Raw genomic sequence first — 25,549 nt, 5'->3', positions numbered from 1 at the left:
GTTTGGTAACGGTTTATTGCGTTAACAGGGCATTATTGCGCTTTATTTTAAATATACGGCACCATTTTGTGATTTCCCTAGATGATCATCTTTATTATATATTGGGCAATTTTTTAACGATAAACATCCACAGCCAATACAGCCCTCTATATTGTCTCGTACACGTTGCATATATTGAATACGCTCATCGAGTTGTGCTTGCCAGTGCTTAGATAATGCAGACCAGTCTTGTTTAGTTGGGGTTCGGTTGTTTGGAAGCGTGGATAATGTTGCGTGGATTTCGCTTAAGCTTATGCCCATTGTTTGGGCTGCTTTAATTACAGCAATACGCCTTAGTACATCGGGTTTATAGCGACGTTGGTTACCGCTGTTACGCCAACTTTTAATTAATTGCTTGGTTTCATAAAAATGTAAAGTAGATACGTTTACTCCACTGCGTTTTGCGACATAACCTACCGTTAAGGTTGCTTCGGTGAGTTTTTTTTGTGCTTCAGACATGAATATATTGACCTAAGGTTAACTTGAGGTTTTAACATGTTTTCACCATAAAAAAAGAGTCGTGTAAATGCAACAAAAAACCAACCATAATACGATCGTAATTTATTCCAGTGCCCGTAAAAAAGGTAATACGTCAAAGCAAGTGGCTGAGTATTTAAATAAAAACCCAGTAGCGAGCCTTTGCTTAGATGATTACGACTTAGTGCCATATCGGTACGATAAGAAATACTCTGACGATGACTTTTATATTTTGTTTGAGCAGCTACTGACATATCAACATTGGGTGTTTATATCTCCCGTGTATTGGTACAGCACAACAGTACAAATGAAGATATTCATTGATCGGATCACCGATTATATGGACGATGAAAAACGGGCCGTAAAATTAAGAACATTACGGGAAAAGCGCTTTTCAATACTTTCTAATGCGACCTCTATATATGCTCCATCATCGTTTATAGATATGTTTAAAAATACATTTTTTTATTTAGGTATGACATTTGTTGGACATGAACATAAACAAACTCGCTAGTTAAATTTTAGATTGTACAGTCATGGGTAAATTGCTAATGTAAAAGCATATTTTAGATTTATGGAGCATGTTGATGAAATTAACATTGTGGTTTTTTAATGCCTTAGCGCTACTCTTTAGTGCCGCTATTACTGCACAGCAACCTAGTACAGCAATAGATGAATTTGGCTATTTTTATAAGGTTAAAAATCATGATCCAATTGATGACAGCACGGTGTTTAAAATAGCATTTGATGTGGCTAAAAAAGCGCAACCTGGACAGAAAAATAATCAAATGAATTCATTAGCCCGCTTTATTAATATGCATATAGCCCATGGTGTTAAACCACAAAATATCCAATTAGCTTTAGTTGTCCATGGGGAGGCGAGTGTTGACGTGCTCGCTAATAATGAATACAAAAAGCGTTTTTTTGCAGATAATAAAAATCAATCGTTAATTGAGCAGCTAATCGAAAATAACGCGCGTGTTTTTGTTTGCGGGCAGTCAGCAACACATCATGATGTGTCATCAGAGCAATTAATTAACGGGGTTACAATGTCACTTTCAGCAATGACAGCACATGCTCAATTGCAACAGCAAGGCTATAGCCTTAACCCTTTTTGATGATGATAAAAAATATACTATGCTTTGGCGATTCAAATACATGGGGTATGAATGGGCAAGCGGGTAAACGCTTTAATGAAGAAACACGCTGGACGGCTTTACTACAAAGGCAACTAGGAAGTGAGTTTAATATTATAGAAGCAGGTGAGCCTAATCGAACTTTGGTGCGTCATCCGCCTTTTAACGGCATAAATAAAGGTATTACATATTTAAAGCCGTATTTACAGGCACAACCTATCTCATTGATTGTTATTATGTTGGGTACAAATGATTTAAAAAATAAGTATGGTTATTCAGCACAAGATATCTTGCAGGGCTTAGCAACCCTTATTGAAAAAATTGAAGGTTTTTACTTTGAGCAAACCCAATTTAGTTTACCAAAAATACTCTTTTTAAGTTTAGCGCCGATTCAGCCAGTCAATCAATTTAAAAAGATTTATCAAGGTTTTGCTGAAAAACAAACTCAATTACCCCGTTTGTTTTTTGACTTATTAACGCAAAAAAAACATGATTATGTTCAAATAGACCCCGAAATAAAGGTATGCGATAGTGATGGAATACATTTAACACCCCATGGGCATACAGTGTTGAGTAAACAGCTGTGCGAAATAATTAAATATATTTAATTTTTTAATACCAATCGTTGTACGACTATTTAGAATAAATAAACCCAATAAAAAATAAGGTCTTTTTATTGGGTTTATCAACCGATTGTCGATTTGACTACGAAGAAAATGATTGATACTGCTTTAAACAGTTAAATGCAGTAACAAATTTAGTCCATGATTTTAAAGTCTCAATTAATATTTTCTTATGTGATGTTGAGCGAATATGTGGTTAAGCAGATTGATCTAAGTTAATTTTGTATTCGTACACTCTTATATATAAAAATTTATGAGAGTGATGATGAAAATACTTTTAACGATACTATGTATTTTAACTTTATCTGGATGTGGAACGACCTACCCAAATAAAGAGTTGTTAGGTAAGCAATTTATTACCGTTACTGGTCAGAGTTTGGCACAAAAAACGATCAGTATTCCCACCGACTTTGAAAATGATTACACACTATTACTGATTGGTTATAAGCAAGATAGTCAATTTGATATTGATCGTTGGTTAATTGCGCTAGATATGGCGGGTATTGCTATACCAACTTATGAATTGCCGACCATAGCGGGGTTAGCCCCACGTATGTTTAGCCCTTTTATTGACAATGGCATGCGAAAAGGGATCCCCAAAGAAATGTGGGCTGGTGTTATTACTATTTATAGTGATGGTGAGCAAGTACAAAAGTTTACAGGTAACGAGAATCCTAACAATGCCCGAGTGGTGTTACTAGATGCCGATGCAAGGGTACTTTATTTTTATGATGAAGGGTTTGCGGTGAGTGCATTAAATACATTAAAGCAACACATTCTTTTATAAATTTAATAACTTAAATACGATATGTTAGCAGGGTGGCTACTTTGTTTACTGTATTTTACTTCGTAAAAACATGGATAAATGTTAATTAACCGAAGTAAAATACATTTTAAGATGGATTAATCCGCTATTTATTAACAACAAGATAAACAGCATGAGCGTATGTTTAGTTACACTTAACACGTTAATCAAGGCTGTTTTTAGTCTTTACTTGCGCTAATAAATCTAACACTTTTTGTTGACCGAATGTTTCGGCAAATTGTTGTGCTGTTTGGCCGGCTTTATTTTCATGCTCATTATCACAATCTAGTGATACAAGAGTTTTAGCAATACTAAATTCACCTCTAAAAATAGCAGCCATCAAAGCGGTATTACCACGGTTGTCTTCTAAACAGGCATTAGCACCTAGTTGTAGTAATGTATCAACACTCTTTTTGTTGCCATGATAAGTTGCAATCATTAACGCGGTATAGCCTTTTTTGTTAAAACTATTTATAGGGATACCTGCATTAACGAATTGATCAATGACATCGGTATCGTTGGTTCGTGCTGCAGCAAAAAAGTAGCCAAGAAGGTTCTCATATTGAGATTCTACAGTTGGGTTATTTTGTGTTGTATCTTGTGCATTAACACTGAAACTAATAGTAAACAGTAAAGTTAATATAATAATTAAATGTCGCATTTATAACTCCTTATAAAGAAGGAGAGGACATAGCCTCTCCTTCTGGTTGTGGTTGGTTATTCTAGAAATTTATATTAAAGTTTAGCGGCAAGCTGCTTCACTAATTTTATATCTCCATTAACGGCACTTGTTAAACGTGTACCGTATTCTGTATCTGCTTTGTAAAAGTGGCTAAGCATTTTATGTTTTACATTGCTATCTTTTACATGACCTAAGTCGCCCGCTAGGTTATTTACTAAGTTTGTACGTTGTTCTTTGCTAAAGCTGCGGTATAACACACCCGCTTGGGCAAAGTTTTGCTGCTTTTTAATTGCGGCCTGTTGTACATAACCTTTTAAGGCTGTTTTACTTTTACGTGCAATTGGGTTTTCAGCTACATTTTCATGGCTTGGTTGGTAATTCACGTTACTTGTTGTGTTACCGTAGTTCATTGCGCCATCTTGGTTGTAATTAACAACATTTACTTTTGCACGGTTGATAGGTAATTGTTGGTGATTAGCCCCTAAACGATACATTTGTGTATCAGCGTATGAGAATACGCGCCCTTGTAATAAGCGATCTTCTGAAGGCTCAATACCTGGGATAACATTTGCCGGTGCCATTGCAACTTGTTCTGTCTCTTGGAAAAAGTTTGTAGGCATACGGTTTAGTGTCATAGTTCCTACTTTTGTCTCTTTAACATCTAACCACATTTTTGTTGCATCAAGCGGGTTGTAGTCAAAGTCACCTAATTGTGATGGATCAAGTGTTTTGATGTATAAATCCCATTTAGGAAAATTACCTTTTCCTATTTCAGCATATAAATCGCGTGTTAAATGTTGAAAATCTTTACCTTGTACTTCATTTACTTCTTTAGCACTTAAGTTATCGATACCTTGTTGGCTTACCCAATGGAATTTTACGTATTTAACATCGCCTGATTTATTAATCATTTTATAAGCGTGTACACCCCAGCCATCCATTTTACGTAAGCTAGCAGGTGTGCCGTAATCACTGAAAACCCATGTTAACATGTGAGTAGAGCCTGGCTCATAAGAGAAAAAATCAAAGAAACGATTAGGATCTTGAATGTTATCAACCGGAGATGGTTTTAACGAGTGAACCATATCTGGGAATTTAATTGCATCACGGATAAAAAAGACAGGTAAGTTATTACCTACTAAATCCCAGTTACCTTCATCGGTGTAAAACTTAGTTGCAAAACCTCGTGGGTCACGAAGCGTTTCTGGGCTCCCTTTTGAGTGGATAACCGATGAGAAACGTACAAAGACTTCTGTTTCTTTACCAGCTTTAGTAAAAGGTGCCGCAATTGTTAAGTCATCTAACTCTTTTGATGCGACAAACACACCATGTGCACCAGTACCACGAGCATGTACTACACGCTCAGGTATACGTTCGCGAGCAAAACGTTGTAGTTTTTGAATTAGATGTACATCTTCTAATAAAACACTACCGCGCTCTCCAGCAGTTATAGAGTTTTGATTATCGCCTACTGCTGCACCATTATCTTTAGTTAATGTTGTAGCAGCACTTGCAGGTAGAGCAATTGCTAGCGCAAGCGCGCTCATAGTTAGCTTTGAGCTATTATTAATTTGTATATTCATTGGTAACCTCGTATATGTGAATGCGCCGGCTATGCTGCAGGCTGTTTAACTGTCAACAAGTATATGAACAAACAATTAATCAGTAAAACAGGTTGTTTAGATTGTAGTAATCTGTTTTTTGAATCAAAAGTGATGTACGTTAAAGTATATTGAGTAAGAGGTGACAGTAGTGAAAGGGTTTTAGGTACGCTTTTATTAATATTTTATTAAATAAACTTCATAATATTCTAAAGTTTTCAGTTACAGCATATTGACATATTTGAATAATAGAGGGAATATGCTCAGGTTGTGGGCCAATGCTCATGGTGGTTTGTTGAAGTCAACAGAGGTAAAAACATGCACAATAAAATTGATTTAGTGATATTTGATTGTGATGGCGTAGTCATTGATAGTGAGATCGTCAGTGCGCAGGTACTAATTAATATGTTAGCACCTCTAAACGTCAATATTGATAGTGCTTTTGTACAACAACATTTTTTGGGTTGTAACTTTAAAACGGTTACACAGATTATCGCTAATGATTTTAATGTTCAGCTTAGTGCTGACTTTGAAAAGCAATATCGTGATGCGTTAGTAAAAGAGTTTTTAACCCAATTAAAGCCCACCAATGGCATTGAAGAGGTGTTATCACAGTTAGCAGTTCCATTTTGTATTGCAACAAGTAGCAGCCCAGAACGAACAGAAAAAGCGTTAAATACAGTAAACTTAGCAACTTACTTTGGCTCAAATGTGTTTACCAGTTCTGAAGTGAAGCATGGTAAACCAGCCCCTGATTTATTTTTACATGCAGCAAATAAAATGGCGATATCGCCTGAAAATGCGCTAGTAATAGAAGACAGTAAAGCGGGAGTGAGTGCAGGGCTAAGTGCTAATATGCAAGTGCTTCATTATTGTGGTGGTCTACACTTACAAAAGGGTGTAAATCATGTACCAAGTGCGTTTAATGAGCTTGATGTACTTGCACATTGGCAAGAGTTTTTTAACGTTTATCCTGCTTTAAGAAAGTAAAATAATAAGTAGTATTAAATTTATGCATTAAGATTAAGGAAAATGCAGATTAATAATTAAACAATTAACCATGTAAATACAGCATTTAGGATTCGATAGTTGTATTTTATTAGGAAACATTATGGCAACACACACACAAACAGAATCATATAAAAATATGAATGAAGAGCAGCTACCGGTTGCAAAAAATAAACTTCATGGTTGGAAGCATTTTGCAGGCTTATATGCCGGTGAGCATGTTGCAGCGACAGAATTTGTTATCGGTGCAACGTTTGTTGCGCTTGGTGCATCAACCATCGATATTTTACTAGGCTTACTTATTGGTAATATTTTAGCGATGTGTTCATGGTGGCTTCTTACCGCTCCTATCGCTGTTGAAACACGTTTAAGCTTATATAATTACCTTAATAAAATTGCTGGTAACTCAATGACTAAGCTCTATAACTGGGCTAATGTTATTATATTTAGTGTGATATCAGCGGCGATGATCACGGTGTCCTCCACCGCAGTCAGGTTCTTATTTGATATTCCGGCACAACTCGATTGGTACCCTAATAGTTTTGCTTTTGTCGCCATCGTACTTGCGGTCGGGTCAATCGTTGTATTTGTTGCTATGTATGGTTTTTCAACGGTTGCTGACTTTTCAAAAATATGTGCGCCTTGGTTATTTGCTATTTTTATTGCTGGCTCATTTGCACTTTTTCCAGAACTGTCTAACCATGTTTTAGGCTCTACTACGCTATCGAGCTGGGCTGACTTTATGACCATAGGGGATTCCTCCATTTGGACCGGCACTAATGCTGAGGGCGAAAAAGGCATTGGCTTACTAGAAGTTATTGGTTTTGCTTGGGCTGCAAACTCAATCACCCACTTTGGTTTGATTGATATGGCTGTATTTAGATTTGCTAAACGTAAACGTTATGGCTTATTTTCAGGTGTAGGTATGTTTTTTGGTCATTACCTAGCGTGGATCTCTGCAGGTATTATGGGTGCAGGTGTTGCTGTGTTACTTAAAACGACGATTTCATCACTTGATCCAGGTGATGTGGCTTATCATGCACTTGGTTGGACTGGCTTTGTTATTGTAATTATCGCTGGTTGGACTACCGCCAATGCAAATTTATACCGCGCAGGTTTAGCAGCACAGTCAATTTTCGTTAATCAATCGCGTGAACGTATGACCGCTATTGTTGGTGTGGTAACTGTTATAATCGCTTGTTTTCCATTTGTTTTTTCACAAATGTTACCGTTATTAACGTATGCTGGTTTATTAGTTGTGCCGGTTGGTGGCATCGTATTTGCTGAGCACATGTTATTTCCTAAAATTGGTTTAACACGTTACTGGGCTAAATATAAAAATATTACGCGTAGTGTGCCTGCAATTGCAACTTGGGCTTTGGCATTAGTGTTTGGCTTTGGTTTAAATGCGCTTGATGTTATGTCGTTCTATTACTTATTCATCCCAACATGGATTTTTAGTATTGTTGTGTATACTTTATTAGCCAAAAAATATGGTGCAAGTGAAGACTACACGACAGAAATTGCAGCTGAGCAGCAAGAACTTAAAAACATTGAAGCGTATCAAGCTGAACTTGCAAAAGATGTTGCAAAGCCAGTTCAAGATACAAGCCTCTTTAGCAAAGTGTTGAATGCTATTTCTACAATATCGTTATTAATTATCTTTGTTTTTGCTTCACAGGTTATGTTCTTTAGCGAAACAATGAGTATTTATACTGACAATAAAACACAGTTTGAAATAGCCTGTTTTATCTGTACGGTAATTTACTTTGCTACCGCTTACTGGTCGTTAATGCGTCAAAAGGCGCTTAATACCACCTCTTAATTAACTAATTAAGGGCTAACATTTAGTTAGCCCTTGTTACGTTTTCATTTTCAATTTTTGTTTTTTTAGTAAGGCCACACAATGACGGATTTACACCACACTGATACCCAAGTAATTGGGTTAAACCAACATAGTTTACAAACACTACCTAGCCATATTGATGTACCACGCTATGATCGCAGTCAAGTTAAAGCGGGTATTGTGCATATTGGTGTGGGGGGCTTTCATCGAGCTCACCAAGCGGTTTATATTAACGAATTGCTAAAAACGCCTGGCTCTGAACAATGGGGTATTTGTGGTGTGGGGCTACTTGAAGGAAATCGTGGATTACGCGATATCCTTAAAAAACAAGATTACTTATATACCTTAACGGTTAGGCATCCAAATGGAAAAATTGATAACCAAGTGATTGGTTCTATGGTTGATTTTTTATTTGCGCCAGAAGATAAGCAAGCAGTGATTAATAAGTTAGCGCATAGTGATACTAAAATTGCGTCATTAACGATTACCGAAGGGGGTTACAACTTTAACCCTGCAACGGGAGAGTTTGATTACACAAACCCAGATATTATCCACGATATTAATAATCCTAACGATCCAATTACCGCTTTTGGTTATTTAACCGCAGCGCTAAAGTGTCGTAAAGAGCAAGGTCTTGCTGCGTTCACTGTTCAATCATGCGATAACATTCAACATAACGGTAATGTAACGCGTAAAATGTTATTGGCTTTTGCTAAAGAGCAAGATGCACAATTGAGTGAGTGGATTGAACAAAATGTTGCTTTTCCAAATGCAATGGTCGACCGTATTACTCCGGTATCGAAAAAAAGCGATATTGATTATGTGGTAGATACTTACGGTGTGAGCGATGAATGGCCTATTACGTGTGAGCATTTTAGTCAGTGGGTTATTGAAGATACTTTTTGTAACACTCGACCACAGTGGGATCAGGTTGGTGCGCAGTTTGTAAAGGATGTTACCCCCTTTGAAACGATGAAAATTCGTTTATTAAATGCAGGTCATTCAGTACTTGGGCTGTTAGGCTCAATTCATGGTTACTCTACTATCGATGAAACTGTTTCTGATCCATTATTTGCCACGTATTTACGCGCATTTATGGATGATGAAGTAACCCCTAATTTGGAAAAGCTTGATGGTATTGATATTGAGGTTTATAAAGATACCCTAATCGAGCGTTTTGCTAACCCTAACATTAAAGATAACTTAGCCCGTATTTGTTCTGAAAGTTCGGCGAAGCTGCCTAAGTTTATCATTGCTACAATTAATGAAAACCTAAAACTAGGGCGTGATGTATCACTTGCTACTTTAGTGATTGCTACATGGTGTTTATACAGTGACAAACGCGAATCGGAACATGGACAAGCGCTTGATATTCAAGATGCGATGAGTGACGAATTACACACTTATGCACAAAAAACGCAAGATGATAGCAGTGCGTTTTTAAAATTAACGAGCTTATTTGGCGAACTAGAGAAAAATACTGAGTTTACCAACGTATATAAAAACATTATTACCGAGTTATACGCACCGAAAAGTAATATTAAAGCCATTATGCAGGCTGTTTTAACGCAAAAGAGTAACTAATTATGAGTATTTTAATTAAGCAAAAATCGACACAAGATGTCAGTGTAAGCTGCTTTGGTGAAGTATTATGGGACTGTTTTGATTCGGGTAAACGCTTAGGTGGTGCGCCGCTTAATATGTGCGTACGAATAAACTCTCTAGGTATTAAAGCCGATATAATAAGTGGCGTAGGTAATGATGCATTAGGCAGTGAGTTACTTAAAGAGATTGATAGTAAAGGTGTAAGCTGTGACTTTATAACGGTTAACAGTGAAAAAAGTACCAGCACCGTTGAAGTGACATTAGATTCAGGTGGCTCAGCCAGCTACGAAATAGTGGCCAATACGGCTTGGGATAATATTGCTTTAACGCCAGATTTAATTAATAAAGTTAAAAGTAGTGATGTGTTTGTTTTTGGTAGCCTAATAGCGCGTAGTGACGTGTCTAAAGCAACATTACAAGCATTATTAAATGTGGCTAACTTTAAAGTGTTTGATGTAAACCTACGTGCACCACATTACACATTAGAGACGCTAATTGAATTAATGAACACAGCCGATTTTATTAAGTTAAATGATGATGAGTTATACGAAATAGCGAAAGCAATGGGATGTAAATTTCATTCTCTAGAGCAAAACTTAGCCTTTATTGCCGAACAAACAAATACAGAGTATTTGTGTGTTACTAAAGGCAGCCATGGTGCACTACTTACCATTAAAGGTAAAAACTTTTATAACTCAGGTTACCTTATTAGTGTTGTAGACACGGTAGGGGCTGGAGATTCATTTTTAGGGTCGTTAATTTATCAACTATGTAGTAACGATGATGCACAGTATGCTGTTGACTTTGCGTGTGCTGTAGGCGCAATGGTTGCTGAGCGTTCTGGTGCTACACCTGTGATCGAACATAAACAAATTACCGACTTTATGACCGGACAATAGTTTTCCAACCTGTTGTGTGTTTTAGCGGCTATTATGGCCGCTTTTTTGTGCCTTAAGATAAATTATTAGAAATATGCGGTTTAAACCAATAAATGTATTAGCTAAACGTCTAATTGTATCGTTATAAATGCTTTGATACACTCCTTCGGTTATTTTAAAGGGTTTATGTAGTCACAACACATAACTATATAAATACGACAACACCTTATTTACACTCATAAACTATTAAAAGAGAAGCGTGCTTTATGATCATCTTTTTTATCTGTATCACTATTTTGATACTAGGCTATAAGTTTTATAGCCCATTTGTAGAAAAACAAGCGGGAATGGACGCAACCGCAAAAACACCTCAAACTCGTTTTAGTGAAGGCGTCGATTACGTTGCTATTCATCCGGTTAGAGCATTTTTAATTCAGTTTTTAAATATTGCGGGTGTCGGCCCTATATTTGGACCTATCTTAGGTGCAATTTATGGCCCCGTCGCATTAGTTTGGATTGTACTGGGTAATATTCTCGGTGGCGCGGTTCATGACTTCTTCTCGGGAGTGATGAGTATAAAAGAAGACGGGAAGAGCCTTCCAGAAATAGCAGGTCATTACTACAACATTGTCTTTAAAGGCTTTATGCTTGTATTTACTGCAATGCTGTTATTCTTTGTTGGGGTTGTATTTATTATGAGCCCCGCTGGATTATTAAGTAATTTAGACTTTTTTGAAGGCACTTTTTTTGCTAGTAATACATTTTGGGTACTTACGATATTAGCTTATTACTTTTTAGCTACGTTATTACCGATAGATAAAATTATTACAAAATTTTATCCATTATTTGGTTTATTAATGATTGTGATGACCACTTTAATAGCTGTGTCATTATTAATGGATGCCCCACATCTTCCTGTTGCAGGCGACTTTTTAGCGTATTTTCAAGGCGATCATGCTCATGACTTCCTAGAGCCTAACCCTGATGGGAAGCCTATTTGGCCATTGTTATTTATTACGATCACCTGTGGTGCTATCAGTGGATTTCATTCAACTCAGGCGCCTATTATTGCGCGTTGTTTAACGAACGAAAAATACGTCCGCCCAGTGTACTATGGTGCCATGGTATGTGAAGGTATTGTTGGTTGTGTATGGGCGCTGGCTGGTATTGCTGCGTTCCCAGATGGGTACGAAGGTTTAAAAGCATTGTTAGATCAAGGTGGTCCAGGCTTAGTCGTCAACCATGTTGCTAATAGTTACTTAGGCGTATTTGGCGGTATTATGGCTATTATTGCAGTTGCTGTATTCCCTATAACCTCGGGTGACACTGCGTTTCGTTCACTGCGCTTAACGGTTGTTGATGCCTTTAATATTCCACAAAGTTTACGTAATCGTTTATTACTAGCACTACCTATTTTAACCATTGCATACTTTATGACAAAACTTGATTTTACAGTGATTTGGCGCTATTTCGCGTTTTCTAATATGTTACTTTCTACCAGTGTATTGTGGCTTGCAACTAAGTACTTATTTGATAGAGGGACCTGCCATTGGATTGCGAGTGTACCAGCGTGTATTGCCAGCGGTGTAACCATGGCGTTTATTATGACGGCCCCAATAGGATTTAGTTTATCGCATGAACTCGGTAAACCAATTGGTGCCGCTACGTTTGTATTGTGTTTTATTGCACTTGTTATTGTTAACGCAAAGCATGCACGTAAACAAACGGTATAAACAGCGATAATTAATAACTCAAATCACCTATTTTAGGTGGTTTGGCGCTGAAACCCGAGGTTGAAGTTGTGTCAATCTCGGGTTTTTTATAAGTAATAGTCAAATAATTTCGAACTAAATTAGCGATTGCTAAGCATTAAAAACTGTCTAGTGAAAGCTGGGAAGTCCAGGTTCTTATAAAATCGATATGAGAGGGTATTAAATGTGGTGCAATAATAGAAATAGGTGAGGCGCCTAAAATATCATCCTGCGTAAAACCAAACAGTGTAGAAAAGCCTTGATTAACATAAGTTGCTTGCCATTTATTATCAATAATAATAATCGCGTTATCAGTTTTATCTGTTACCAAAGAGAGTAACTTTAAGTGCCGTCTAGCAAATATCATCTCTGTGACATCTTTAATAAAAGCGGTATATAATATTTGTCCCTGAGAATGTACTTTAGAGATCGACATCGATCCCCATTTTTGGCTGCCATCTTTACATTCAATCACTACTTCACGACTGGCGCCAACAATTTTATTGTTACCCGTATCACGGTTACGACTAACTAGCATGTCATGGTTAGGTTTTATCTCAGCGGGAACAAGCAGCTTTACATTTTCACCAATGCCTCATCTTTCGAATAACCCCACAGCTTTTCTGCTGCTTTATTATACAGGATGACATTATTATCTGAATTAATAACAACGACGCTATCAATCGCTTAATCGAGCGTTTCAACAAAAATATCTGATAATAGTTCCGTCATCATTGATGGCTTCTTCCATATAGAATGGTTGTATTATATACATTTCTAGTGATATATAACTGGTTTTAATAGCACAATTAAAACTTATAGAGCAGCCCATAGAAAATAGTAAATAACAATGATAGCGATTACATAAAGAGGACTGTTCTATAAATATACTCTTGTTTAATCTTTTTATATTATTTAAAATATATTTCTACCCACAAAAAGGTGGGGAATATTTACATAAAATATAATATATATACTTTATCATTAAAGTAGTTGCTCAATATTGCTTTCAAAACCCTAAATAAATTTGTTGATCGTGGATAATAGAAGGATTGAATATTCCTACCAATTCAGCTAATTCATCGTCCAATAGTCTTCAATGGATGGCTTTGATTGTCTAAGCTATTTATAAAATGTTTCATTTAAAAACTTAAGCTCACCATGTCTTTAAACTGATGGAGGTGAACGATGAAGTATTATTTGAATGGTATTACATTACAGCTAAGTAAAATCCTTAAATATTAAGGCAGTAAGAGATATAAAGGGAAGTGCAATATTAAATCTATAATATTGCATAAAATTATTCATTTTTTAAAAGCGATAAGCCAAAACTAGGCTTAATAATTAATCTAGGAATTATTCATTACATGTTATTTAATAAAAAAGCTCAGATGAAAATTGAAGATTTGGAAGGTCAACTAGCTGAATTTCATCATATTCAAAATGATTTGAGGACAGAAATGCTCTATATCTGTATTGATAAAAAAGGTGACATTAAAGAAGCTAATACGCATTTTATTCATTCAATTGGTTTCTCAGAACTTGAGCTTTTAAATAAAAATATCAAAGATATTATTTTGGATACATCTCGCATTAAACCCCACTGCAAAAAAATGTTAGATGCAATTTCTAAAGGAAAGCATTGGCATGGAGCAATGCAAATAAGAACTAAGCTGGGGCAAGAATCATGGTATCGCAGTATTATCCAGCCAATCGCTGATTGTGAAAATAATAATACAAGATTAGCTGTATATTCAACTGAGCTAACAAAAACAATTGCGCAATCAAGAGAATCACAAGATATGTTAGCTGCATTAAACCGTTCTTCAGCAACGATAGAATTTAGTTTAGATGGTGTAATACTGGATGCCAATGATAACTTTCTTAATGGAATGCATTACGCAAAAGAAGATATTTTAGGCAAGCATCATAAGATATTCTGTACTCCAGAAGAAGCTGAATCAGAGTCTTATCATAATTTTTGGAAAAAATTAAATAATGGTGAATTTGTATCAAATCGCTTTAAAAGAATAGATAGATATGGGGATGAGGTTTGGTTAGAGGCATCTTATAACCCTATACATAATGATGATAATGTTCTTTATAAAGTAATTAAATTCGCGACAGTTATTACAGATCAAATGAATAGAGAGCTTGAAATATCTAATTCAGCTAAAATTGCATATGATATATCCAAGAAAACTGACGCTGATGCTAATACTGGGATTTCAGTACTCGAATCGACAATTGGCACAATGGAAAAACTTTCTGGTCAAATGCGTGAAGCTAGTCAAGGTATTTATGATTTAGATACTCAATCAAACAAAGTCACTGACTTAGTCAATAATATAAGTGGCATTGCGGATCAAACTAATTTATTAGCATTAAATGCAGCAATTGAAGCGGCACGAGCTGGAGACCAAGGGCGTGGTTTCGCAGTCGTTGCAGATGAAGTTCGACAACTGGCTTTACGAACAAGTACAACCACAGATGAGATTGTTAAAGTTGTAAGTGAAAATAAACACCTTACAACTAATGCTGTATCACTTATAGAACAAAGCCTAGAGCAAGCACAAAGCGCTTTAGACCTTTCTAATAATGCTGGGGGAGTTATGAATGAAATACAAACAGGAGCGCAGCAGGTTGTAGAAGCTGTAGAAAAATTTAGCGATCATTTATAAATTAACTTGGAGATATTAAACAACCTAGACAACAAATTGTAAGTACATAACTTGTTTTGATTAGATTAAGTGGTCAGTTGCTTATAAGCTAACGGCTTTTTCTCCGGCAAGAGATTTTACAATGAGACATTACAAACAACTGACCTATGCGCAAAGATCCCAGATCGCCGTTCTAAAGAAAAGCGGTTTAAGCAATATATTATTGCTAAGTTAACTAATTTATCGCAATCTACGATTTCAAGAGAGCTTTCTAGAAATACAGGTAAGCGAGGTTACAGACATAAACAAGCTCATGAGCGGGCTTTGTTTCGCCGAAGAAGTGTAAGAAAACCGCTTAAGATGACACCTGAAATGATGGCTTTAATTACCCAGAAGCTTAATGAGAAGTGGAGTCCTGAACAAATATAGGGATGGTTGCGTAAAGAAAGTGAACGGTCTGTCAGCCATGAATCCATTTATCTGTATATCTGGGAAGATAAAAAAGCAGGTGTTGAGTTATACCTACATCTACGCCGACACGGTAAGAAATATCACAAGCGCAGTCATGGTAAAACAAACCGAGGGCAAATAAAACTCGTGTTAGCATTGAAGAACGTCCACAAAGAGTTGATGAAAAAGGACTTATAGGAGATTGGGAAATAGATACCGTCATAGGTAAAGTTCATAGAGGCGCCCTTGTTACCATTATAGAGCGGGTCACCCAATTCACTGTATCAACTCAGGTGGCAGGCAAAACAGCGGAAGCCGTCACAGCGGTGACGATAGAACTATTAAGGTCATATAGGTCAGCGCTTCATAGTATCACGGCTGACAATGGAAAAGAGTTCTTGCTTATTTTACTCACCCTTATCACTCATGGGAGCGCGGATTGAATTAAAACACGAATGGATTACTACGCCAGTATTGGCCGAAGAGCACTGATTTTAAGGTGGTAACACCAGCGCAAGTAATGCCTGTACTTGAGCAACTTAATAATCGTCCGAGGAAGACACTTGGACTTTAAACGCCTGCAAAATTGATGCAGGATCACTTGGTGGCTAAAGCCGCCTAAACGTTATGCACTTCAGATTTGAATCCGCGACAGTTTTTAAGCATACATAAGCTATTTTAGGGTTTGAGTGACTTGCTCAAAGTAGCTGTTATCATCGAGCGATTTACTGATCATCATCGCCCCTTCTAAAATACTTACAGTAGCAATAGCTGATTGTGCTGGATTTTTATCGCCATTTTCAGCATGTGCAGAGCATAACCATGCTAAATTTTGATTAAAAAATCGCTTCACTTCAGTGCGTACTTGTTCAGGAAGACTATCGCTTTCTGCGCCTAATAACCCACATAAACACATTTTGTTGTCGGTGATCAGTGCACTTCTAAATAATTGACTGTAAACCTCGATTGGGTTTTTGCCACTTGCTTTAATTGCAACAGGATCGCCTAAAGCGGCTAAAAATGAATTTGTATATTGATGAGCAAGCGCAGCACCTAAATCAGCTTTAGTTGGGAAGTGATAATGCACACTTGCGCTTTTAATACCAACTTCGTTAGCAAGTTCTCTAAAACTAAAGTTTCCATAACCGCCTATGCGTACTTTACTTTCGGCGGCTTTTAATAATGCTTCTTTTTTGCTCATTGACTACTTCCTTACGACACCGACAAATTATCGGACACTCAATAGTTATTTACAAGCCCTTTTAAACCTACTTTTAATACATTGAATTAATTGACAAATATAAAATACTAAAAATTTTCCTAACGTTTAATTTGACTTAATATCTAAAGAATAATATAACTTACCTATCAGTAGGTAGGTTGTCTGCGCTGGTTTATTTTAAACAATGATAAAAAGAGGCTGTTATGAAAATTTATGATGTTGAGAACTTTCCAAATCCACTAAGAGTTCGTATTGCGTTAGCAGAAAAAAATGCGATTGATAAGGTCGAGTTTGTCGCGGTGGATTTATTAAATGGTGAGCACCGAGAAGAGGCTTTTTTAGCAAAAAATCCACTGGCGGGTGTGCCTGTTTTAGAGTTAGATGACGGTACTTTTATTGCAGAATGTACTGCGATCACCGAATATATAGATACTGCGTTTGATGGTATATCATTAATGGGCGTCGGTGCTAAATCGCGCGCAGTGATCAATATGATGCAAAAGCGTGCAGAATCGATGGTGCTTGATGCCGTTGCCACATATTTTCATCATGCTACCGCTGGTTTAGGCCCTGAACTTGAAACAAATCAAAATGCAACATGGGGCCAAGCACAAAAAGATAAAGCGAATGCGGGATTAATTTACTTTAATGAGGTACTTGCTGGCTCTGAATTTGTTGCCGGGAATGAGTTTAGTATTGCCGATATTACCTTGTTTGCAGGTTTAGTATTTGCCGGCTTTGCACAAATTACGATTCCTTCACAGTTAACACATTTACTGGCATGGCAAGAGAAAATGGCTAAACGAGATAGCATAAGCGCGTAATTAATAATTTAGGAGTCTTTATGAAAATAGCCGCCGATTTTACTCAGCGTATTGTCGTTCATAGTAATGAATTACAGTGGGTCGCTTCACCTATGGTTGGTGTAGATAGACGAGCACTCGATAGAGTCGGCGCTGAAGTCGCTCGTGCTACAAGTATTGTTCGCTACGCGCCAGGTAGTCACTTTTCTGCGCATGTCCATAGCGGCGGCGAAGAGTTTTTAGTACTCGATGGTGTCTTTCAAGATGAGCACGGCGACTTTGCAAAAGGCTCCTATATACGTAATCCGCCAGAATCAAAACACACGCCTGGATCGAAGTTGGGCTGCACCATATTTGTAAAATTATGGCAGTTTCAACCCCATGATAGAACTGAGGTAAAACTACAAACATACACGATGGATAAAACCGAACACAGTGTATTTAAAGGTGTCTATGTGACGCCCTTATATAACGATGATTATGAAACGGTAAGCTTACTGCACTTTAATGCGGATACAACCATGACAATATCCGCAAAAGGCGGTGCTGAATTGCTGGTACTCAATGGCCAAGTGAGCGAACAAAATGATCAACTTGTCGAACACAGTTGGTTGCGTACACCTATTAATAGCAAGCTCAATTTAATTGCAGGTAAAGCAGGCGCAACTATATGGCTAAAAGAAGGGCATTTGAGCGATGTAGATGCACAAATAAACCGAGTTATGGGCAGTTTATAAGTGTTTTTATATCGTGAAATATAAGCTTAGCTGGTCTAAAACTATAAAGCTGTTATGCTAGTTATTGATATGTATAGTACTGATTTTTTAAATCGATTTTTTGCAACGTTTATTGTGTTATTAAGTACGTAAATTTAGCAATATATCTATTTTATACGATTGGTATAACGTTTTTATTAATGCTTTATAAATAATGCTTACAAAACACTATGAAAATACCTAAACGCCTACAACCCCTTGTAGATGATGGACTAATTGATGCCGTATATAGCCGCTTAATGAGTGGTAAAGAAGCTGATGTTTTTGTTGTTGGTTGTGCTGGCGAAGTGCGCTGTGCAAAAGTATACAAAGATGCTGTTAAACGTAGCTTTAAAAAAGCTGCGCAATACCAAGAAGGCCGTAAAGTGCGCGGTGGTCGACAAGCAAGAGCAATGGGTAAACGCTCCAGTTATGGCCGACAATTAGAAGAAGAAATTTGGCAGAATGCCGAAGTTGATGCGTTATCTCGCTTAGCGAAAGTGGGTGTAAGAGTTCCTCAAACCTACTGGTGTATCGATGGTGTATTGTTGATGGAGCTGGTATGCGACAGTGAGGGTGATGTAGCCCCGCAACTTGGCGAAGTCAGTATGAGTGCTGAACAAGCAGTAAAACAACATGCAATGATGATTGAAAATATTAAGCTCATGCTATGTGCTGGGCTTATTCACGGTGATTTATCAGAGTTTAACGTATTAGTGGATGAAAACGGCCCCGTCGTTATCGATTTGCCACAGGCCGTTAATGCTGCTGCAAACAATAGCGCTCAGGCCATGTTTGCACGCGATGTTAATAATATGCGCCGTTATTACAGCGAATATGCCCCGCAGTTAAAGCAAACACAGTACGCCAAAGAAATATGGGCGTTGTTTGAAGAAGCAAATTTAACCCCTCATAGCCAATTAACCGGGCAATTTAATGATGTTGAAAAAGAAGCAAATGTAGATTCTGTTTTAGATGAAATATATGCAGCAGAGCTAGAAGAATTTGAACGAAAAGAGCGTATGAGCGACGACACCGATTAAAATGTTATTGTAGTGTAGCTTGTGTTGCTTAAAGCCATTAAGCAACCTACTTACCGGTAATCATTTCATTCAATACATGCAGCGTATATGTAACTTGGACAAACAAGGATAAGCCAAACCTTACTTTAAAAATATTAAGTGATATGACTAATCCCATTTCTGTTGTTAAAAACCAGTGGGCATTAGATTTAATTAGCTTAAGGGAGAGTTTTGCTTATCTTTAATAGTATTGAGCGCCATCGCTTTGGTGTACTTTTACAATAAAAAACAATTTTGACTTAACTAATTGTTTTACTTTATCTATTTTATGACTAAGAGATAGTAATACCTCTAATAGGGTGGTTTCTATTATTTTTCGGGAGGATTACCAATAGACGCTCAGGTGGCCATTATTGCGCGTTTAAAAGGTATGAGAATAAACTAGGCATGAAAAAGCCGCTCGTAATCGCTGAGCGGCTGGGTTTTTTAACTTAAGATAAGTTTAATTAAAGCTGTAACGCGCACCAATAGCGTAGCGCGGACCATATTGATTAGCTTGTAAAAACTGCTCTTCGTAACGGCCATAATGTTCTTCTGTTTCGTTATTAAGGTTTATACCTTCAAAGAATACAGTGACATTATCGTTTACATCGTAATTTACGCTCATATCCCATTGGCCAAAGGCTTTAGCAAATTGTGGTGGCGCATCAGCAGAGCCTTGCGCTTGGCCAACGCCAATGAGGTAATCGCTACGCCATGCGTACGTTAACTTAACTGATAAACCATTTTTCTCGTAAAAACCTTGAAAGTTAGCTGAATCACTTACGCCGACTAATGGCGATTGTTGCGTAAGGCTGTCTATATCAAAATCAATATCACCGCGTACAATTGTGCCATTTATGCCAATACCAAAACCGGTATCACCAATTAAGTGCTGAAAAGCCAGCTCTAGACCGTAAACTGATTTTGTATCTGAGTTTTGAGGCTGAGTAATATTCCAAGTAATGAGGGGATCATCACTGTTTGGCTCAATGTAGCCATTTGCATTTGCATCACCATTGGCGACCATTTGTGCAAAAATAGCATCCGATGTTGCTTGCTCGCCTCGCGCTTCAATATCGCTAACCGCTTGCAAATATCGTGGTCCGTTTAGAATATCGTGTAAGCCGTCGATAGTGGTTTCGGTGATAACATTGGTAATGAAGTTATCAACGTTTTTATGGAAATACCCTACCGAGGCATAGCTTCCTTCAGCGTAATAATATTCAAGCGATAAATCAAAGTTTGTAGACTCGAACGGTAACAATCCAGTATTACCTTGGCTACCCGTACGCGAACCTGGTTTTGGACTGCCTGTTAGTGAACGACCACCCGCTAAATTTCCTAACGTTGAACGCGCCATGGTTTTACCCCATGAGGCACGAGCAACAACGTCGTCGGTCAAATCAACACTGACATCGATAGACGGCAAAAACACACCGTAGTCGGCTTCTTGTACTAAGAAGTTGTCATCTCCGCCATCTTCATATTGCATCACCCATTCACCGGCGCTTACCCAGTTAACTTGTTGCTCTACACTTTGACGAACAGTACTGGTTACATCGGTTTGCTCATAACGTAAACCCGCATTAACTTTAATGTAGTAATCTTGTACTTCAAATTCCCAGCGCGACTGTACATAAATGCTGTTCGTTATCTCTTCTACATAACTTTCAGATGTGATGTCACCAGCGTCGGCTGCAAATGCATCGTTACCGGTTACATCAGACGTTAAATACGCCATTTGTCTGGCAACGGCTTCATCAAAGTCAAAAGTGTAGTAATAACTAGGTTGTAAATCGCTACCACCACCGGCAAATTGATCTAATAAACCGGAGGTGTCATGGCGAGTAAACATGCTATCTGGAAATATTTCTGTGTACGAAGGACTAAAACCTGCGCCACCCACTAAACCACTCCACGCAGTGTAGCCACCCGTGTTTTGCTTAGTATGTGAGCCACCAAATTTAACGTCGATTAAGCCAATATCAAAGCTTTCGTTGTACCATGTGGTGTGTAATTGTAATTGCTCAACGTTAGATTCACCCGGTGAATGGATAAACTGACTAAAGTTTGCATCAATTTCACCTGGGCTTAATTCACTGGTCCCGTTTAGCCAATTTACAGTGGCATGAGGTACTTCGCCAGTGCGGTAATCGTAAATTTTATTTACAAGCTGATCAGAGCCTAAAATGACTTGACCTTCACTGCCTAAGCCACTGTCTGCACCGTTGTCTGTTTTGTTGCTTGAGTCGTGATAGTCAAGCTCTACAGTCCAGGTATCGTTTACTTCCCACTCTAAGTTTACACCGATAGACTCTGCTTTTATTTCGGTTGTGCTTTTATTGGCAGTAAATGATGCATCGTTACCACTTAAATCTAAGTAAACAGCGGTGCCGTTTTCATCTAGTTCGTAGCCATTAATATTGCTACCAAAATCGTTCCAAATACCCCAACCGATGCTTTGCGAACCTGTTATCGCTTTACTAACCGTGTAATCTACGGTTGCGACAAAGTTGTCGGTAGGTGCATATTGTAAGGTAAGTTGTCCGTTGGTACGTTCACGCTCTACATCTTCAATTGAGTAGTTCATGTCTTTTGGTAGATAATAATTACCAGAAGGGTTGCCGTCACTATCAAGCGGACGATTATCTATGTACGCACTTTCGTCTAGATCTGGTAAGTCTACATTAGCTTGCCAACCTTGAATGCTCGCACTTTGTTTTTGAAAGTCACGTTCTTGGTGAGAAAATGAAAAGCCAATACCAAATGTATCATCGGCAAATGTATTTGAATACAAAGCAGAGATCTCTGGTGTTATGTTATCGCCGGTTTCGTTTGATGAATCGTGATTGGCTTTTGCCGATACAACAAATTGTTGTCCTGGTCTATTTAAAGGCTTTGCCGTGGCAATATTGACTGTTGCACCTAGTCCACCGCTAGAAACATCGGCACGCGCTGTTTTCATTACAGTTAGTTCGCTAACGCCGTCGGAGGCTATATTTTCTAAATTATAAGCACGCGTATTACCTGTGCCAGGCATTTGGCGGCCGTTTAACGTTACTTGGTTAAACTCTGGGCCAAAACCACGTACCGTTATTTGGCTACCTTCACCGTTTGAGCGACTAATAGTCACACCGGTAATGCGCTGTAATGATTCGGCTAAGTTAGTATCTGGAAATTTCCCCATTTCTTCTGCTGAAATGGCATCAACAACACCATCGGCATCACGTTTAACATCCATTGAACGGATTAAAGAACCACGAATACCCTTTACTTGAATTACTTCTACATCTTGTGTAATTGTGTTTTGCTCTTGTGCTGCATAAGCAACATTTAATGAGCTGGCTGTAATAATAAGCGAAACGCAAGCCGCTACTGGGCTTTTTTTAAAATTGAATGTGTTCATAATAGCTCTGCTTTATTAAATTCTAGGCTGATAGATACATAAAGTATCTATCACTTAAATCAACTTATACTTAACTTATGGGTTAGCGATAACTACGTTATCTATACGGTATAGTGCACCGTCTCCTAACCCCCATGTTGGGAACATCATAATCACGTTAATCGCTGAAATATCTAGGCCAGCGTCGTACAATGTTTGTAGTGGGAAGGTATAAGTTTGCCATTGCCCTACAGTAGGTAATTGACCTTGTGTACTTGCATCAAAAGTAAGCTCTACGGCAGTTGAAGCATCAATTGATTCAATTTTAAATAACCATTGTGCGTCTATATCCGATGGCGCACTTACTAATTTCATATCAAACTGTACTACACCATTGGTTAATAGTGATGAAGCGGCAAACGAGGTGTCTTCATCAGCTAAGAACCCCATAACAGTAGCGGTTGCACCAATACTAAATTGCGCAACAGTGCCATGCTCATCATCATCGGTTTCTTCGGTTGGAGTAGAACCACCGCAGCAATCCCATATGCTCCATTGTTCGGCTGACGTATCGGCAAATACGCTAAGCTCGCCACTATTAACCGGTGTGGCATTGGGGTTATAAATTTTTACATTATCTACACGGTATACAGCGCCTTCGCCAGTTCCCCATGTAGGAAAAATCATAACGACATCTAGTGCGCTTACATCAAGGCCTTTAGCTGCTAAATCGGCCAAAGTAAAAGTATATGTTTGCCATTGATCAACACTCGGTGCAATACCTTCTTGGCTATCGGTAAGTGAAAGCTCAACCGCAGTATCGCCACCGTCAGATTCAACTTTAAATAACCATATCGCATCAGGCGTGCTTGGGCTTGACGTTAGTTTTAAATCAAATTGAATAACGCCTTCGTCTAAAATAGCGCTGGCATCAAAAGCTTCACCACTACCACCGGCATCGCTACGACTAATAAAGCCCATAACGGTCGGGGTTGCACCAATTGAGAACTCAGCAGTGATGCCGTGTTCTTCATCATCCATTGCTTCAACAGGCGTTGAACCACCACAACAATCCCACATAGGCCATGCGGTACTTTGTTGATCGGTAAAAATAACAAGCTCTGGAGAAGCTGTTAGATTATCTTGAGTAATCTCAACATCATCTAACAAAAATACAGCGCCTTCACCAGTGCCCCACTCAGGAAACACCATTAATACATCAATGGCACTAATATCTAAACCCGCTTCTTCTAGGTCAGCTAGCATAAATGTATATGTTTGCCATTCACCGACAGTGGGGACTAAGCCTTCAACACTTTGTGAAAGTTGCATATCTGCTGCTGAAGACGCCTCAGTGCTTTCTAGTTTAATAAACCATGGAGTATCAGGCGTGCTAGGTGCACTTGTTATTTTCATTTTAAAGCGTACGTAGCCTTCTTCTAGCATAGGAGAGGCGTCAAATGGCGTTGCAGCACCATTTTCATCGGTAATAAATTCTTCACGGCTAATAAAACCAACAACGGTGGGTGAATCATTGAGTTCAAATTGTACTACGTTGCCTTGAACATCATCGTTAACCACTTCAGGTGTAGTACCTGCACAGCAATCCCATGCAGGCCAATTTGCATTAAATGCGTCAGAAAAAATAGTTAAAGGGGTTGCGATACCTGAAGACGGTGCGCTTGGTATTGGGGCTTCACCTTCTAATAATGCATCATCTAAGCTGTCGTAACCTGGGCGCACAGTTTCACAGCCTTTACCAGTATCTGGGTTTGAAGCACATTGGTACGCACGTACATAATCAACTTCAAATGCTTGGCCATTTTCAAATGCACTTGCATCTACACCTAAATCATTTACATTCTCTGGCCAATCACCACCAACAGCGAGGTTTAAGATTAAGAAAAAATCTTTATCAAATGGGGCACTGTCCCAATGAGTTACTAACTCACCGGTGCTTTGCTCATAATACTCAGCAAACCAACCACGGTGCGCTAAGCCAACAGCTTCGTCTTTAGAGTTATAACGAACCTGAGATTGTCGTTGAGTGGCGTACAGGTAATTATCGATGTACCAGCGAATTTCGCCTTCTTGCCATTCAACGGCATATGTGTGAAAGTCATCGGCTGGGTTAATGCCATCGGGTAATTCGTAGGAAGTCCCCGTATGCGCATTATCAGGCCACGCTCTTCCGTAATGTAGTGTGCCGTAAACACCAGACTCTACGTTCCCTTGCTCATCGGTCACTTTTAAGTTCACTGATTCTAAAATGTCAATTTCGCCAGAACGGGGCCAACCGCCATATTCTTCGTTAGTCGGTAGCATCCAAAATGCAGGCCAGCTGCCTTGTCCTGAAGGTAGTTTTGCACGTACTTCAAAACGACCATAGGTAAAATCGGCTTTGTAACGTGTGGTAATACGGGCAGACGTATAGGGTTTTTCAGCACCTTCTTGTGCAGGAAGCGCGACAATATTTAAAACGCCGTCTTGAGTGTATGCATTTTCTTCGTTTGCGGTATAGCATTGTTTTTCGTTATTACCGCCGCCGTCACAGTTTACTTCGTAGTTCCATTTGTTTGTGTCAATTTTAGCGTCGTCAAACTCGTCGCTCCAAACTAATTGCCAGTCAGAGACTGGTTCACTAACATCTACGTTTTCGAAGTTTGATGTGGTTGCCGAATCGCCACCACAACCCGCTAACGAAGCTAACGAAATGGCAGCTATTAGTCGTGTCATGTATTTAGTTTCTATGTTCATAA

21 protein-coding genes and 1 pseudogene are annotated in these 25,549 nt (G+C 38.3%); 14 read left to right on the top strand and 8 right to left on the bottom strand.

Features of this window, described 5'->3' with window-relative positions; translation table 11 throughout:
- Positions 1–42: 42 nt before the first annotated feature.
- Positions 43–498 carry a redox-sensitive transcriptional activator SoxR gene (gene soxR, locus J8L70_RS11285; RefSeq protein ID WP_211055683.1) on the bottom strand — a complete coding sequence of 152 codons (456 nt, stop codon included), beginning with the start codon at positions 496–498 and terminating at the stop codon, positions 43–45.
- A gap of 67 nt (positions 499–565) precedes the next feature.
- On the opposite strand from soxR, the gene J8L70_RS11280 reads away from it, so the two are divergent.
- The 4 genes from J8L70_RS11280 (at position 566) to J8L70_RS11265 (ending at position 3,062) form a co-directional block, all read left to right on the top strand.
- Positions 566–1,030: an NAD(P)H-dependent oxidoreductase gene (locus tag J8L70_RS11280; protein ID WP_211055682.1), complete on the top strand. Its 465-nt coding sequence runs from the start codon at positions 566–568 to the stop codon at positions 1,028–1,030.
- 73 nt (positions 1,031–1,103) lie between these two features.
- A complete protein-coding gene (locus tag J8L70_RS11275; RefSeq protein ID WP_211055681.1) occupies positions 1,104–1,634 on the top strand; it encodes a DsrE family protein in 531 nt (176 codons plus the stop codon).
- Positions 1,634–2,260, top strand: coding sequence for an SGNH/GDSL hydrolase family protein (locus tag J8L70_RS11270; RefSeq protein WP_211055680.1), 627 nt, complete (start codon positions 1,634–1,636; stop codon positions 2,258–2,260). Before J8L70_RS11275 ends, J8L70_RS11270 begins: the two co-directional genes overlap by 1 nt.
- Positions 2,261–2,537: 277 nt before the next feature.
- Positions 2,538–3,062 (top strand): hypothetical protein, encoded by a 525-nt coding sequence (locus tag J8L70_RS11265; RefSeq protein ID WP_211055679.1) that lies wholly within the window; start codon positions 2,538–2,540, stop codon positions 3,060–3,062.
- A gap of 181 nt (positions 3,063–3,243) precedes the next feature.
- Here J8L70_RS11265 and J8L70_RS11260 read toward each other — a convergent pair whose 3' ends face one another.
- Both J8L70_RS11260 and J8L70_RS11255 read right to left on the bottom strand, forming a co-directional pair.
- Positions 3,244–3,741: an ankyrin repeat domain-containing protein gene (locus J8L70_RS11260; RefSeq protein WP_211055678.1), complete on the bottom strand. Its 498-nt coding sequence runs from the start codon at positions 3,739–3,741 to the stop codon at positions 3,244–3,246.
- Between the two features lie 74 nt (positions 3,742–3,815).
- Entirely contained in the window at positions 3,816–5,345 is a 1,530-nt protein-coding gene (locus J8L70_RS11255; RefSeq protein WP_211055677.1) for a catalase, read from the bottom strand.
- A gap of 336 nt (positions 5,346–5,681) precedes the next feature.
- On the opposite strand from J8L70_RS11255, the gene J8L70_RS11250 reads away from it, so the two are divergent.
- From J8L70_RS11250 to J8L70_RS11230, 5 genes are all read left to right on the top strand, one after another.
- Positions 5,682–6,353: an HAD family hydrolase gene (locus J8L70_RS11250; protein ID WP_211055676.1), complete on the top strand. Its 672-nt coding sequence runs from the start codon at positions 5,682–5,684 to the stop codon at positions 6,351–6,353.
- 121 nt (positions 6,354–6,474) lie between these two features.
- Complete coding sequence (locus J8L70_RS11245) at positions 6,475–8,196, top strand: hypothetical protein (RefSeq protein WP_211055675.1); 1,722 nt, start codon at positions 6,475–6,477, stop codon at positions 8,194–8,196.
- Positions 8,197–8,277: 81 nt separating this feature from the next.
- Positions 8,278–9,801 carry a mannitol dehydrogenase family protein gene (locus J8L70_RS11240; protein ID WP_211055674.1) on the top strand — a complete coding sequence of 508 codons (1,524 nt, stop codon included), beginning with the start codon at positions 8,278–8,280 and terminating at the stop codon, positions 9,799–9,801.
- 2 nt (positions 9,802–9,803) lie between these two features.
- Positions 9,804–10,721 (top strand): carbohydrate kinase, encoded by a 918-nt coding sequence (locus J8L70_RS11235; RefSeq protein WP_211055673.1) that lies wholly within the window; start codon positions 9,804–9,806, stop codon positions 10,719–10,721.
- Positions 10,722–10,966: 245 nt separating this feature from the next.
- Positions 10,967–12,433: a carbon starvation protein A gene (locus J8L70_RS11230; protein ID WP_211055672.1), complete on the top strand. Its 1,467-nt coding sequence runs from the start codon at positions 10,967–10,969 to the stop codon at positions 12,431–12,433.
- Positions 12,434–12,569: 136 nt separating this feature from the next.
- Here the strand turns inward: J8L70_RS11230 and J8L70_RS16080 are convergent, their stop codons facing one another.
- Positions 12,570–12,818 (bottom strand): PAS domain S-box protein, encoded by a 249-nt coding sequence (locus tag J8L70_RS16080; protein ID WP_247664793.1) that lies wholly within the window; start codon positions 12,816–12,818, stop codon positions 12,570–12,572.
- A 42-nt stretch (positions 12,819–12,860) separates the two neighbouring features.
- Positions 12,861–13,093, bottom strand: a pseudogene (locus J8L70_RS16075) (PAS domain S-box protein); the annotation flags it as partial.
- 725 nt (positions 13,094–13,818) lie between these two features.
- Between J8L70_RS16075 and J8L70_RS11215 the strand changes: the two are divergent.
- Entirely contained in the window at positions 13,819–15,132 is a 1,314-nt protein-coding gene (locus J8L70_RS11215) for a PAS domain-containing methyl-accepting chemotaxis protein (protein WP_211055670.1), read from the top strand.
- Positions 15,133–15,716: 584 nt separating this feature from the next.
- Positions 15,717–16,004: an IS30 family transposase gene (locus J8L70_RS16070; protein WP_348772157.1), complete on the top strand. Its 288-nt coding sequence runs from the start codon at positions 15,717–15,719 to the stop codon at positions 16,002–16,004.
- 230 nt (positions 16,005–16,234) lie between these two features.
- Here the strand turns inward: J8L70_RS16070 and J8L70_RS11205 are convergent, their stop codons facing one another.
- Positions 16,235–16,762 (bottom strand): TetR/AcrR family transcriptional regulator, encoded by a 528-nt coding sequence (locus J8L70_RS11205; RefSeq protein WP_211055669.1) that lies wholly within the window; start codon positions 16,760–16,762, stop codon positions 16,235–16,237.
- A 224-nt stretch (positions 16,763–16,986) separates the two neighbouring features.
- On the opposite strand from J8L70_RS11205, the gene J8L70_RS11200 reads away from it, so the two are divergent.
- From J8L70_RS11200 to J8L70_RS11190, 3 genes are all read left to right on the top strand, one after another.
- On the top strand, positions 16,987–17,607 hold the full coding sequence (locus tag J8L70_RS11200) for a glutathione S-transferase (RefSeq protein ID WP_211055668.1): 621 nt from the start codon (positions 16,987–16,989) through the stop codon (positions 17,605–17,607).
- Between the two features lie 20 nt (positions 17,608–17,627).
- On the top strand, positions 17,628–18,323 hold the full coding sequence (locus J8L70_RS11195; RefSeq protein ID WP_211055667.1) for a cupin domain-containing protein: 696 nt from the start codon (positions 17,628–17,630) through the stop codon (positions 18,321–18,323).
- A 209-nt stretch (positions 18,324–18,532) separates the two neighbouring features.
- Positions 18,533–19,384, top strand: a complete 852-nt coding sequence (locus tag J8L70_RS11190) for a PA4780 family RIO1-like protein kinase (protein ID WP_211055666.1) — start codon at positions 18,533–18,535, stop codon at positions 19,382–19,384.
- A 481-nt stretch (positions 19,385–19,865) separates the two neighbouring features.
- On the opposite strand, the gene J8L70_RS11185 is transcribed toward J8L70_RS11190, so the two are convergent.
- Both J8L70_RS11185 and J8L70_RS11180 read right to left on the bottom strand, forming a co-directional pair.
- Positions 19,866–22,811 (bottom strand): TonB-dependent receptor, encoded by a 2,946-nt coding sequence (locus J8L70_RS11185; protein ID WP_211055665.1) that lies wholly within the window; start codon positions 22,809–22,811, stop codon positions 19,866–19,868.
- 75 nt (positions 22,812–22,886) lie between these two features.
- Positions 22,887–25,547, bottom strand: coding sequence for a glycoside hydrolase family 16 protein (locus tag J8L70_RS11180; protein ID WP_211055664.1), 2,661 nt, complete (start codon positions 25,545–25,547; stop codon positions 22,887–22,889).
- Between the last annotated feature and the right edge of the window lie 2 nt (positions 25,548–25,549).

This window comes from Pseudoalteromonas sp. MMG010, assembly GCF_018100905.1.
In the GTDB taxonomy this organism is placed as follows: domain Bacteria; phylum Pseudomonadota; class Gammaproteobacteria; order Enterobacterales; family Alteromonadaceae; genus Pseudoalteromonas.
The sequence above is the reverse complement of the archived record's forward strand: the minus strand, read 5'-3'. Positions and strand labels throughout refer to the sequence as shown.